The organism is Pseudomonas sp. R1-6 (genome assembly GCF_051132115.1).
GTDB lineage: Bacteria > Pseudomonadota > Gammaproteobacteria > Pseudomonadales > Pseudomonadaceae > Aquipseudomonas.
The window spans coordinates 2715871-2728504 of the sequence record NZ_CP071662.1 but is presented as its reverse complement, the minus strand read 5'-3'; the positions used below and the strand labels follow the sequence as shown (position 1 = coordinate 2728504).

The window sequence follows — 12634 nt, the reverse complement described above, 5'->3', positions numbered from 1 at the left end:
ACTCCTCTACGAAAGCGGGGCAACCAGAAGAGTCTAGACGCAGAAGGTGTCCGGAGGCTGACGGCTTGCTGACATTCTTGTCAGAAAGCCCCCCCCCGCGAACCCAGACCCTACCAAAGCGCGACGTCATAAGTGACGTAGACACGGTTGCTATCGCGTCCCCGTGAAAAGTCGGAGCGATAGACATAGTTACGCAATTTGACACCCAACCCCTTCAATTTACCTTGCTGCACGATGTAAGCGACTTCGGCGTCGCGCTCCCACTCGTTCACGACGCTGTTGGATTTGCCATCGGCGCCACTGAGGTAGCGGCTGGAAAACGTCAGGCCGGGCACGCCTAGGCGAGCGAAATCGTAGCCGTAGCCGAGCATCCAGGTCTTTTCATCTTCCTCGATGAACTTGCCGATCCCGACGTTGCTGAAGGAATAGACCGTGGCGCCGCTGATGTATGGCAAACCCCCTTCCCCGCTCAGCTTTTGGTAACCGGCACTGAACGTGTGGCCGAGGGCAACGTACGACAGCGAGCCGCTGAACATGTCATTGTCGACTTTACCGCCATGGGCCAAGCCCGAATCGGCACTGTTGAAGTAGCGCAGGTCGCTGGTGAGCACGCCGGGACCGAGCTGTAGGTCATATTGGACACCGGCGAAGTTCTGCCGGTAGAAGTTTTCCAGTTCGCCATAGAAATAGCTCAAGCGAATGTTCTTTCCCAGCTTGTAGTCGGCGCCGGCATAAATGAAGTCGCCTGACTCGTTGCCACTGTAGCCGTCGGGCACGATCGGCATGCTGTCGCTTGAATCGCGCAGTTTGAAACGTTCCAGCCGCCCCCCCGTCAGGGTGAGGTTGTCGATGTCGTTGCTGCTGACCTGCCCGCCCTGATAGGTCTGGGGCAGCAGCCTCGCGTCGTTGTAGATCAGTACTGGGTTCTTGGGCAGCAGCGTGCCGTATTTGAACGTGGTTTTTGCCAGTCGGGCCTTGGCGGTCATCCCCGCGCTGGCGAACTCTTCTGCGGCACGACCGTCGTCATGGACCGGTAGCAAGCCAGTGCCGCTACGACCGCGCCCCGAATCAAGCCTGAATCCGAGCAGGCCCAGGGCATCGACGCCGAAACCGACCGTGCCTGACGTGTAGCCTGACTGATAATCCAACAGCAAGCCCTGAGCCCATTCGGTGCGCTCGCTTTTGGCGGTCCGCGCCGCTCGCGCACTCATGCCATGTTCATCGCGAAAGTTCTCGTTGAAGTAAACATTGCGCAACTGCAATTTGAGCTTGCTGTCGTCGACGAATCCCTCTGCACTGGCGTTGGCCAACGGCAGCAGACCAAGGATCGGAAACAGAACCCCGCGAATCAGGTAAATACTCATGTCGAGTGTCTCGTTGTTGTTATTTGGCGCGCAGGCCGGCGCACTCCCCATGCGGGGAGCGTCAGGCAAAGACTAAAGGGTGTCGGGTGAATCAGGAGAACAGCGTCAGCGCCCCGGTCAGAAGCGCCAGCGCCGTTATTACGATTGAGGTGAGCACCGCCCATTTGATGGTGGCTTTCTGGAAATCGCCCAGGTCGCGATCGACCATGCCCACCAGCAACAAGGTCGAGGCCACCAATGGGCTCATCAGGTGCACCGGCTGACCGAGGATGGACGCCCGAGCTATTTCGACCGGGTGAATCCCGTAGGCGGCAGCGGCGTTAGCCAGGATAGGAACGACCCCAAAGTAATAGGCATCGTTGGACAATACGAACGTCAGCGGCATGCTGGTAATTGCCACCACCAAGGGGAACAAATGGCCCCAGGAAGGCGGAATCCAGTCGACCAGCGTTTGCGCCAGGGCATCGACCATTTTCGTTCCGGAGAAAATTCCGGCGAAAATACCCGCCGCGAACACCAGCAGGACCACGGTCATGGCGTTACCCGAGTGGGCGAGAATGCGCTCTTTCTGGATGTCCAGCTGCGGATAGTTGATCACCAGCGCCAGGACGAAACCGATCAGGAACAGGATCGCCGAGTGCATGAGGCCCATCACCAGCGCGACCATGACTGCGACGACCAACATCAAATTGACATAGGCCAGTTTCGGACGCTTGTGCGGCGTGTCCTCCAGGATGGCCTTGATATAGCAATCGCCGCCTCCGCTCTGTAGTTGAATGTTGCCGATACGCTTGCGCTCGGCACGACCCAGCAGGAACGCGGTGAACACCACCCACATCGCGCCACCGATCATAGTCGGCAACAAAGGCACGAAGTACTCGCCGGCATCCAGGCCGAGTGCCGCGATGGCCCGGGTCGCCGGCCCGCCCCAAGGCGTCATGCCGCTCATGATGCTCAGCGAAAGCATCGCGACGGTCGCCAGGATCATCGGATTCATGCCGATGCGCTTGTACAGTGGCAGCATCGCGGCGCAGGTAATCATGTAGGTCGTCGTGCCGTCACCGTCCAGTGCAACGAGAAGCGACAGCAGTGCGGTGCCCACGGCGATTTTCATCGGGTCGCCATTGACCCGCTTGAGGATCTTGCGGATCAGCGGGTCGAACAGGCCCGCGTCGATCATCAGACCGAAAAAAAGAATCGCGAACAACAGCAATGCCGCCGACGGTGCAACCATCTTCAGCCCATCCAGCATCATCTTGCCAGTGGTCCCACCGAAGCCGCCGATCACCGCGAAGACTATCGGCACGATCGTCAGGGCGACGATCGGCGACAGCCGTTTGGTCATTATCAGAAAGGTGAAGACCACCACCATGGCCAAGCCAAGTAAAGCGAGCATAAGTCAGTTCTCTTGTTGTTATGAGTGGCTGATGCAATGACAAAGTCTGCCCGGGTCATCCGGCCAGGCGCTGGGGAACCGTGGCGTAGACAAAACCTGAGAAAAGCCTGCGGGCGGTACGGACCACCGAGGCGCGAATGGTCTCACCCTTTTCGCCGGTGTAGGACAACACGACATCGATACCGCCACTGGGGTGCTCGATGCGCACCCGCTGAAGGCGTGGTTCGCTGACGCCGCCAAGCAGGTTGGCCGCGACACTGCCGTCGGTCACGCAGGCCGTCGCCAGCCCGATGGAACCGGTAATCGCCAAGGCGCGATGGCAGCTATGCGGCATGAAGTAGCGCACCTGGATCGTCCCGCCGCACGTGGCCGTCGAGACCAGCACTGGCTTGGGAATCACTTTGTCGCTGACGTCGCCCAGGCCCATCGCCAGGCCGGCCTTCAAGCGCAAGGACTCCAAGCGCTGCAAGAACGCCGTATCGCCATCAAGCTCGGCGGGGCTTTCGTCGCCACGCTTGCCGAGCTGGCCGGCCTCGACAATCAGCATCGGCATGGCCATGTCGATGCAAGTCACCGGGATGCCATCGATCAAGTCGACGGATTGCCCCGTGGGGAAGAGTTTTCCGGTCTTGCTGCCGGCTGCGTCGAGAAAGGTCAGTTGCACTGGAGCGGCCGTACCCGGTACACCGTCGATGGCAGTGTCGCCTTCGTAGCTGACCTTGCCCTGAGGTGTCTGGACCTCGGCATTGACGAAGGTTCCGGTATTGAGGTTGCGGATCCGCACGCGGGTCAGGTCGCCTGTGGCCTTGACCAGCCCTTGCTCAATTGCGAACGGGCCGACGGCACAGAGCATGTTGCCGCAGTTGGGTGCAGTGTCGACCCGGCGCTGGGAAACCATGACCTGGACAAACAGGTAATCCACGTCGGCTTCAGGGTGCAGCGATGGGCTGACGATCGCCACCTTGCTGGTTTGTGGACTACCACCCCCGATGCCGTCGATCTCCAGCTCATGGCCAGAACCCATCAGGTTGAGCAGCAACTCGTCACGTTCAGGAATCGTTGCCGGCAAATCCCAGGCGAGAAAAACCGGACCTTTGGAAGTGCCGCCGCGCATGAGTACACAAGGAATTCGTTGCATGACCACTAACTCTTGTTGATCAATCTGGATAATTGATGCTCTGTGCACAAGAGTGGCAGGGTTTAAAAAGTGTTTCCAATGCAAAGATCGGAGTTATTATTGCGTTTCGCAAAAGAATTATTTTGGAGTTCTTTGGAACTTGGTAGCGAGAAAAATTGATGGAATATGAACTTCAGGACATCCGATCTTTCGTTAAGATCGCCGAACTTGGCAGTTTCCATGAAGCCGCCGATGCACTGCACCTATCCCAGCCCGCCCTCAGCCGACGGATGAAAAAGCTTGAGGAAGGATTAGGCACCGCCTTGCTCGACCGCACGACGCGAAAGGTCAGCCTGACCAGCGTTGGGCGTGATTTCCTGCCTAAGGCGCGGCGCTTGTTGGATGATTTTGACGATTCCATTCTCAATATCCGCGAATTGGCCGAGCGGCAGATCGGCCGAGTGACCTTGGCCTGCATCCCGACGGCGGCGTTCTATTTTCTGCCCTCGGTAATCCGGCTTTATAACGAACGCTACCCGAAGATCCGCATACGCCTGCTCGATCTCAGTGCCAACGAAGGATTGGAGGCTGTACTGCGTGGCGAAGCTGACTTCGGCATCAACATGATGAGTGGCCAGCACCCGGACATCGAGTTCGTGCCCCTGGTCAACGAACCCTTTGTGCTGGCCTGCCGACGAGACCATGAGCTCGCTGGCCGCAGTGCGGTCACCTGGTCGGAGCTCAGCGACTATCGGCTGATCGGTGTCGGTCGCTTGAGTGGCAACCGCATGCTGCTTGACCACGCCTTGTCAGGCCTGAGCTGGCGTCCGCAGTGGTTCTACGAAGTGCAGCACCTGTCCACATCCTTGGGCTTGGTCGAGGCTGGCCTCGGCGTGTCGGCGATGCCCAGCCTGGCGATGCCGGCGGTCGATCATCCGACGCTGGTCAGCGTACCGCTGATCGAGCCGGTGGTGAATCGGTCGCTGGGCCTGGTTTATCGACGCGGTGCCTCCCTTTCCCCCGCTGCGGAAAAGTTCGTCTCGATCCTGCTGGAGCAGTGGCCACAGTAGAGGCCAACGCTATGCACCGGCCAATCGATGCCATACTCGCTCACCACAACGCTTGGTCGAGAACAAGGCGCCAGGACGCTGACGCATTGTTTCTCAGAGCGCCTTGTCCCTGTCGCGCAACAGGGGCTTGGGTCGGCTTCATGAGTGCTCGGAGTGAGCCCCCACCGCTTCATTACCCGTGATGTTACGCATACGCGCATATATTCCCTGCGCGCCGTCGTCCACCAAGGAAAACACTACGGGAATGACCAGCAGGCTCAGCACTGTCGAAGTGATAAGCCCGCCAATCAACACGATGGCCATCGGCGCGCGGAAGCTCGGGTCAGCCCCCCAACCGAGTGCGATGGGCATCATGCCGGCGCCCATGGCGATTGTCGTCATGACAATGGGCCGCGCACGCTTGCCGCAGGCATCGATGATCGCTTCAGAGCGCGTCAATCCGTGGTCTCGGCGCGCGAGGAGGATGTAGTCGATCAGCAGAATCGAATTCTTCGTGGCAATCCCCATTAGCATGATGAGCCCAATCATCGACGGCATCGACAATGTCGAGCCGGTGACGAACAGCGCAAGGAAGGCGCCTGGCACCGAGAGCACCAGGGCGGCGAGAATGGTCAGCGGTTGCAGGAAGTCCTTCAGTAACAGGACCAGGACCATATAGATGCACAACACCCCGGTCAGCATCGCCACGCCGAATCCCGAGGCAAGCTCCCCCATGGCTTCGGCATCTCCCACCGAAGTGCGCACCAGGCCGGGCGGCAGTGCTTGCAGGCTCGGCAAGGCAAGCACTGCTTGTTCAATGTCGCCCAATGGCTGGCCGTTTGTCTCGATTTCGATGTTGACGTTGCGCATGCGGTCGAAACGTTCGATCTGCGCCGGGCCGCTGGCGATCTCCAGCGACGCGACATTTTCCAGCGGCACCGGACCACGGGCGCCGGGCACCGGCAGGCGCTTGAGCGTCTCGAAATCCTGACGAGCGGCGTCGGTCAAGCGCACGACAACAGGCACTTGCCGTTCACTGAAATTGAGTTTGGCGAGCGCCTGGTCGTAGTCACCCAAGGTGGCGACGCGCAGGGTGTCGGCGATAGCTGCGGAGGTCACGCCAAGGTCGGCCGCCCTGGCGAAATCGGGTCGCACCAGCAGTTCGGGGCGTTTCAGGCTCGCGGTCGAAATCACCGCTCCCACGCCAGGCACGCCGCGCAGTTCGCGCTCCACCAGCTGCGCATGCCGGGTGAGCAAGGCGCCGTCTTCGCCGGCGAGCACCAGCACGTAGTTTTCCGACTCGCCCATGCCCACCTTCACCCGCGTTGCGGGCAGTATCGCGAGGGCTTCGCGCAATTGTTTCTCGATCTGTTGCTTACTCAGTCCGGGTCGATCGTTGCGGTGCGTCAGGTTAAGTGTCAGCACCGCCGTGCGGACATTTTTGACGTTGCCGCCCGCTCCTATAGGGTCGGTGCCGGCATTGCCGTCCCCGACGGCGGTGTAGACCTTTTTCACCTGGGGGTTGTGCCGGACTATCCCCCGCGCCTGCTCGGCCAGCACCAGGGTGTCGCCCAGTCTGCTACCGGGCGCAAGCGTGAGGGTGACCTGGGTTTGCCAGTCGTCATCGGGCGGCATGAAGGTGCGCGGCAACGCTGCCGCGAGCATCAACCCGCCGACAAAAAAAATCGCTGCGCCAACAGCGGTCACGGCTCGATGACGCAGGCACCAGCGGGCCCAGGACAAGTAGTGCGTCACCCATCCGGCCACCCTGGGCTCGGGTTTTTTCGGGGCGCGCATCAGGTAGGCCGCCATCATGGGCGTCAGCAGGCGCGCGACAACGAGAGAGAAAAATACCGCCGTGGCCGCCGTCCAGCCGAACTGGACGAAAAACTTGCCGACCGTGCCGCTCATGAACGCGGTGGGCAGAAACACCGCAATCAACGTAAACGCCGTGGCGACCACCGCCAGGCCGATCTCCTCAGAGGCATCCATGGCCGCCTGGTAGGGTTTCTTGCCCATCTGCAAGTGACGCCCGATGTTTTCCACTTCGACGATGGCGTCGTCCACCAGCACACCGACCACCAGCGACAGCGACAGCAGCGTAACGGTGTTGATCGTGAACCCCATCCAGTGCATCACCGCGAATGTCGGTATCGCCGACAGCGGCAGCGCGACAGCCGAGACGAAGGTCGCTCGCCAATCCGGCAAGAACAGGAACACCACCAGCACCGCCAGTGCCGCGCCCTCGTAGAGCAGGTGCAGGGAACCCTGGTAATTTTCGATCACCGGCTCGACGAAACTGAACGCCTGGTTGAACGTGATTCCAGGATGTCGGTTCTTGAGCCGCTCAAGGGCGGCGCGTACACCTTCATCGACCTCGATTTCCCCGGCCCCTTTTGCCCGTACGATTTCGAACGCGACCACCGGCTCGCCGTCCAGCAGCGCCGCCGAACGTCGCTCGCCAACGGTATCGGATACCGTCGCGACCTGGTCGAGCCGCACTCGCCTGCCGTCACTCAAGGTCACGTCCAGTATCGCGACTTCATTGGCCGACCGTACCGTGGCAAGCGTACGCACCGTTTGCTCGATGCCACCCAGATCCACGCGCCCGCCGGAGGCCTCTTGCTGGATCTGGCGAAGTTGACGAGAAATATCCAGCGCCGTGGTATTCAAGGCCAACAGGCGTGCCGGGTCCAGATCGATGCGGATTTCCCTCGTCACCCCACCGACACGCTCGACTGCGCCCACGCCAGGGACAGCCAGCAAGGCCTTGCTGAGGGTGTTGTCGACGAACCATGACAGCGCCTCTTCGTCCAGGCCCGTGGCCGACACCGTGTAGGTCAGGATCGGCGTGCCAGCAACCTCGATCTTGCTGATCACCGGGTCGCGCAGGTCGGCGGGCAGGTCTGCCCGGAACCTGGAAACCGCATCACGAACGTCATCGAGCGCTTCCTGGGTGGGTTTGCCGAGGCGGAACTCAACCGTGATATCGGCGTTGCCGTCGGTCAAGGTGCTCTGGATATGCTTGACGCCCTGCACGGTGGCGAGAGAATCCTCGATCTTGCGGGCCACATCGTTTTCCAGCTGGACCGGCGAAGCACCCGGCAGCTCGGCTGAGATAGCGACCATGGGCAGGTCGATGTCGGGAAAGTTCTGCACCTTCATCTTCCAGAAGGCCATCGCGCCGGCAAATGTCAGCAGGATGAACAACAGCACCGAAGGCGTTGGGTTGCGGATCGACCAGGACGACACGTTAAGGCTCATTGCGCGCTCCCGCTGGTGAGATTGTGTATCGGTTGGGTGCGCCCCTGGACGACGCGGACAAGGTCACCTTCAGCGAGAAAACCGCCTCCGGCTTCGATCACGGCGGCGGTGCTGTCGATGCCAGCGGTGATCTCGATTCGATCGCCGACGCGGCGCCCTACTGTCACCTTGGCCTGGGCCACTTGGAACGCCGCGCCGACCTGCAAGACGTAACTGAAGCCGTCGTGCTGCAGCACGGCAGTTTGCGGCAGCGTCGCCATCCGCTCGGCCCCGACGTCGAACTCGCCACGGGCAAACATCCCGGCACGCGCCGCCGTGTCGGCGGGCAGGTCGACATACACCAGGCCATTGCGGGTCTGCATGTCCACCGTGGGCGCAACCCTGCGCACCCTGCCCTCGATCGCCGCGCCATTGACCGGCACCACACGCGCAAGCTGGCCGGGATGGAATTTCGCGAGATCCGCTGCCGCGACCTCGGCGCGCCATTCGAGCCGGCTCTCGCGGATCAGGCGAAACAGCTCCTGGCCGGCGGGTAATACGGCGCCCACCGTGGCACTGCGCGCCGATATCACTCCGTTGTCGGGCGCCAGGACGCGGGTCTGGGCCAGGCGCAGGTGCTGCAATCGTTCGGCGGCCTCGCCCGCCTCAAGCCTTGCCTGCGCCGTGCGTTCGGCTGTCACATGTTGATGGACCTGCTGCTGCGAAAGCGCCCCGCTCGACTGCAACTGCCGGGCACGCCGCGCGATGGCCCGGGCTTCGGCCAGGGCCGAGTGTGCTTCGGCGGTGGCCGCGCGACGTTGCGCGAGTTCGGCGGCCACCGTATCGGAGCTGAACGTTGCAAGCACCTGGCCACGCCGCACCACATCGCCAACGTTCACCATGACCTCGGCCAACCGCAAGCCATCGGCCTCGGTGCCGACGCTCGCTTCCTGCCACGCCATGATGTTGCCATTGGCCTGGATGCGCACCGGCAGCATGGCCGATTCAAGCCGGGTGACGGCCACGGTCATTGCCGGTCTGGGGTGATGTTCAGAACCGGGCGGTCGCGGGTCCGGCGACAGGCCCATCATCACCAATGCAACGGTGCAGGCGATGGTCGCGACAAACAGAACGACGTGGCAGGTTTTTCTTTTCATGGGGATCGGATTCCTGCGCAGGGTTCGCATCGCTCGCGGGTGCCGATACATCCACATGGCGCGATTGCTCGAGACGGCCACTATCCGACAGGCAGTCTTTCGCAACACTTACCGGCAAAAGGCGGTTAGCCATGCCGAACCGTAAGTGTTCAGTAAGAAGAAGTTCTCAACGATAGGCATGCATTCATCCCACCGATCCGGAGACTTCCATGCGCGCCTTGACCTTATCGAAACCTTACCTTGCGATCCGGCTGACCATCGCCAGCTCCGCGCTTGTGCTGGGCGTGTGCTCACCGATCGCGGCCAGTGCCGACGAGTCTGAAGGCTCCGCTTGGGGCCTCGGCGTGGGTGCAGCCAGCAGCCAACAGCCCTACAAAGGCATCGACCGTGACAGCGAGGTCCTGCCGCTGATCTATTTTGAAAACGAATATGTGCGCGTCTTTGGCCCAACCGCCGAGATCAAATTGCCGAGCCTGGACATCAGCGACACCCAGCAACTCGAATTCAGCCTCGTCGGTGAGTACGATTTCAGTGGCTATGATGACGATGACGCCCGCATCCTGGACGGAATGAGCGACCGCAAGGGCGGCTTTTGGGCGGGGGGCAAGGTGCAGTGGCGCAACGACCTGGCCGATGTCAGCGCCGAGTGGTTGGGCGACGTTTCGAGCAACAGCAAGGGCCAGCGCTTCACCCTGGGCCTGGAACGGTCCTGGAATTTCGGCGAGCACATCAGGCTCACGCCACGGCTGGCCGCCATCTGGCAGGACGACAACTACGTCGACTACTACTTCGGCGTCCGGGAAAATGAAGCTCGCGCCGATCGGGCAGCCTATGATGGCAAGTCCGGCATGAACACCGAAATCGGCTTACGTGGAAACTATATGTTCGATGATCATCACTCCGTGTTTCTGGACCTCAAGGCCACGAGCCTGTCCGATGAAATCAAGGACAGCCCGCTGGTAGATCGATCTACCGAAAACAGCGCGCTGTTCGGCTACCTGTACCGTTTCTGATGAGCCGCATACTGCTGGTCGAAGACCATGAGCGTCTGGCGCAACTGGTGTGCAAGGGTTTGTCGAGCGCAGGCATCGCCGTCGACGTCATCAGCCGCATCGATGCGGCATGGGCGGCCATCCAACAGGTGCCCTACCAGGCGTTGATTCTCGACCGAGGTTTGCCGGATGGCGATGGGCTGCTACTGCTCGAACGCTTGCGCAACGCCGGGTTGGGCGTGCCCTGCCTGGTGCTGACGGCCCGCGACGCGCTGCATGACCGGATCGAAGGCCTGGACGCCGGGGCAGATGACTACCTGCCCAAGCCATTCGCCATGGACGAAATGGTCGCACGCGTGCGGGCCTTGTTGCGCCGCCCCGTGGAGCGCCGCCCCTTGGCGCCGTCACACGGCGACCTCAGCGTGCAACCCGACGCAGGGGTCATGTGCAGCGTCAAAGGCAGCGTTCCACTGGCACCGGCGGAAATGCAGATCATGTTGTTGTTACTGCGCAAGCCCGGTGAAATCGTCCGTCGCAGCGCCATCGAGGCGGCTGCGTGGGGCTTGAGCGAAGCCGTGACGCCAAACGCCCTCGACGTGGCCTTGCATCGTATTCGCCGCAAGCTCCTGGCGATCGGCTCCCACCAACGGATAGTCAACTTGAGAGGCCTGGGCTATGCCCTTCGTCAAGACGACCTGGCGCAATAGCATCAGTTTCAAGGTCCTGCTCGCCTACGTCGCCGGCGTGGGCTTGAGTATCTTGCTGATTGCGCTGGGCGCTGTCGCGCTCATTACGTCCAGGAGCGATATCCTCCTGACCACCGACGTCGCCGAACGCACCCATGAACTCGCCGGCAAGCTGATGTTCGACGCTGCGGGCCATCCTACCGGCTTCGATGACAGCGAAGGTGATCGCGTCTGGACCTTCAAGAGCCTGGGGGCGGAGATCGGCTATCGCGTGCTGGACTCGCAGGCAAACGTCGTCCTGGCCTCCACCGACGAGGCATTCTGGTCGCCGGTCGCCAAATCACCGCCTTCGGACCAAGGGCGCTTCAAGTTCGAGCGTGAGGGCATGCTGATGTACGCCGCCACCGCCCCGGTGGAGCGCGACGGCACGATCTGGTATCTGCAATTTGCCGTCAGCGAACGACTGATGGAACTGCTTCATCAGGGTTTCGCCTGGCCTTTCATGGGGGCCGGTATCGTCCTGTTCAGCCTGGTGCTGCTTTTTGTCTTCGGCGCTTGCGCCTATTTCACGCTGGGGTATGCGCTCAAGCCACTGCGCGAAGTCTCGGAATCGGCGGCGGCCATTTCCCCTCGATCCTTGCATTCACGCCTGGACAGCAAAACCGTGCCGTCGGAAGTCGCGCCACTGGTCAGCAGCTTCAACAGCGCCCTTGAACGCCTGGAACAGGGATACCGCGTGCAGCAGGAGTTCCTCGCGACCGCGGCCCATGAACTGAAGACGCCACTGGCGCTGATCCGCGCGCAAATCGAATTGATGGCTCCAGACAAGACCCGCGACTCGCTGCTCGATGACGTCGAGCACATGACACGCCAGGTTCAACAATTACTGCTGCTGGCCGAGACCAGCGAGGCCCACAACTACAGCTTTGCCGCCGTGAACGTCGGGGAAGTGGTGCAGCAAGCCGCAGACTACCTGCAACGCATGGCCGACGCCGCGCGGGTCGGCATCGTCCTTACAGGGCATACGGCCACGCAAACGCCTTGGCAGGCCGACCGCAGCGCCCTGTTCACGCTGCTGAAAAACCTGCTGGAAAACGCCATCCAGCACGCGCCTGAAGGCACGCAGGTGCGGGTGCAATGTACCGCCGACCAGTTGACCGTGCGCGACTGGGGCCCCGGCGTGGAGCAAGCGCAACTGCCCCACATATTCACTCGTTTCTGGCGCGGCGCCCATCGGCGCGATCACGGCGCGGGACTGGGGCTGACCATCTGCCAGGAGATCGCTCGCGCACACGGGTGGACACTGGTTGCGCACAGGGCGGAACCGGGATTGGCGTTTTGTTTGTCCCCGCCTTTCACCGATTCACCGAGTATAAATAGCAGTCAGGAGAGTTCATGAAAATCCATCGCCTGTTTTTCGCATGCGCGTTAGTACCGGGTCTCTTTGCTGGTGGCTGGGCATCGGCGCAAAGCTTCCCTTCCACGGCCGTGGTCCGTATCGCGCAACTTGAGATCGACATTTCAAGCTTTACATCGAGCAAACCAAGTCGGTGATCCGCTCGCGACGGCTGATCGAGACGACGCCGGTGCAACTGAGTTCGAAGTGACAACGTCGCGACTTGGTTCGTTA

The 12634-nt window shown here is 61.4% G+C and carries 10 protein-coding genes; 5 read left to right on the top strand and 5 right to left on the bottom strand.

Features of this window, described 5'->3' with window-relative positions:
- Positions 1-110: 110 nt before the first annotated feature.
- The 3 genes from J3P81_RS12385 to J3P81_RS12375 all read right to left on the bottom strand — a co-directional run bounded on the left by J3P81_RS12385 (position 111) and on the right by J3P81_RS12375 (position 3898).
- On the bottom strand, positions 111-1364 hold the full coding sequence (locus tag J3P81_RS12385) for an OprD family porin (RefSeq protein WP_434564032.1): 1254 nt from the start codon (positions 1362-1364) through the stop codon (positions 111-113).
- 91 nt (positions 1365-1455) lie between these two features.
- Positions 1456-2760, bottom strand: coding sequence for a CitMHS family transporter (locus tag J3P81_RS12380; RefSeq protein WP_434564031.1), 1305 nt, complete (start codon positions 2758-2760; stop codon positions 1456-1458).
- A gap of 55 nt (positions 2761-2815) precedes the next feature.
- Positions 2816-3898, bottom strand: coding sequence for a 4-oxalomesaconate tautomerase (locus tag J3P81_RS12375; protein ID WP_434564030.1), 1083 nt, complete (start codon positions 3896-3898; stop codon positions 2816-2818).
- 158 nt (positions 3899-4056) lie between these two features.
- Here J3P81_RS12375 and J3P81_RS12370 point away from each other — a divergent pair, with 158 nt between their 5' ends.
- Positions 4057-4947: a LysR family transcriptional regulator gene (locus tag J3P81_RS12370; RefSeq protein WP_039588554.1), complete on the top strand. Its 891-nt coding sequence runs from the start codon at positions 4057-4059 to the stop codon at positions 4945-4947.
- 138 nt (positions 4948-5085) lie between these two features.
- On the opposite strand, the gene J3P81_RS12365 is transcribed toward J3P81_RS12370, so the two are convergent.
- Both J3P81_RS12365 and J3P81_RS12360 read right to left on the bottom strand, forming a co-directional pair.
- The gene (locus J3P81_RS12365; protein WP_434564029.1) at positions 5086-8190 is read right to left on the bottom strand and encodes an efflux RND transporter permease subunit; all 3105 of its coding nucleotides are present in this window, start codon (positions 8188-8190) and stop codon (positions 5086-5088) included.
- Positions 8187-9326: an efflux RND transporter periplasmic adaptor subunit gene (locus J3P81_RS12360; protein ID WP_434564028.1), complete on the bottom strand. Its 1140-nt coding sequence runs from the start codon at positions 9324-9326 to the stop codon at positions 8187-8189. Before J3P81_RS12360 ends, J3P81_RS12365 begins: the two co-directional genes overlap by 4 nt.
- A gap of 209 nt (positions 9327-9535) precedes the next feature.
- On the opposite strand from J3P81_RS12360, the gene J3P81_RS12355 reads away from it, so the two are divergent.
- The 4 genes from J3P81_RS12355 to J3P81_RS12340 are packed head-to-tail and all read left to right on the top strand — an operon-like array spanning position 9536 to position 12558.
- Positions 9536-10339, top strand: coding sequence for a MipA/OmpV family protein (locus J3P81_RS12355; protein ID WP_434564027.1), 804 nt, complete (start codon positions 9536-9538; stop codon positions 10337-10339).
- A complete protein-coding gene (locus tag J3P81_RS12350; RefSeq protein ID WP_434564026.1) occupies positions 10339-11025 on the top strand; it encodes a response regulator transcription factor in 687 nt (228 codons plus the stop codon). Before J3P81_RS12355 ends, J3P81_RS12350 begins: the two co-directional genes overlap by 1 nt.
- Positions 10994-12403 carry a sensor histidine kinase gene (locus tag J3P81_RS12345; protein ID WP_434564025.1) on the top strand — a complete coding sequence of 470 codons (1410 nt, stop codon included), beginning with the start codon at positions 10994-10996 and terminating at the stop codon, positions 12401-12403. The genes J3P81_RS12350 and J3P81_RS12345 overlap by 32 nt, the downstream gene beginning before the upstream one ends.
- Positions 12400-12558 (top strand): hypothetical protein, encoded by a 159-nt coding sequence (locus J3P81_RS12340; protein ID WP_434564024.1) that lies wholly within the window; start codon positions 12400-12402, stop codon positions 12556-12558. The genes J3P81_RS12345 and J3P81_RS12340 overlap by 4 nt, the downstream gene beginning before the upstream one ends.
- The last annotated feature ends 76 nt before the right edge of the window (positions 12559-12634 follow it).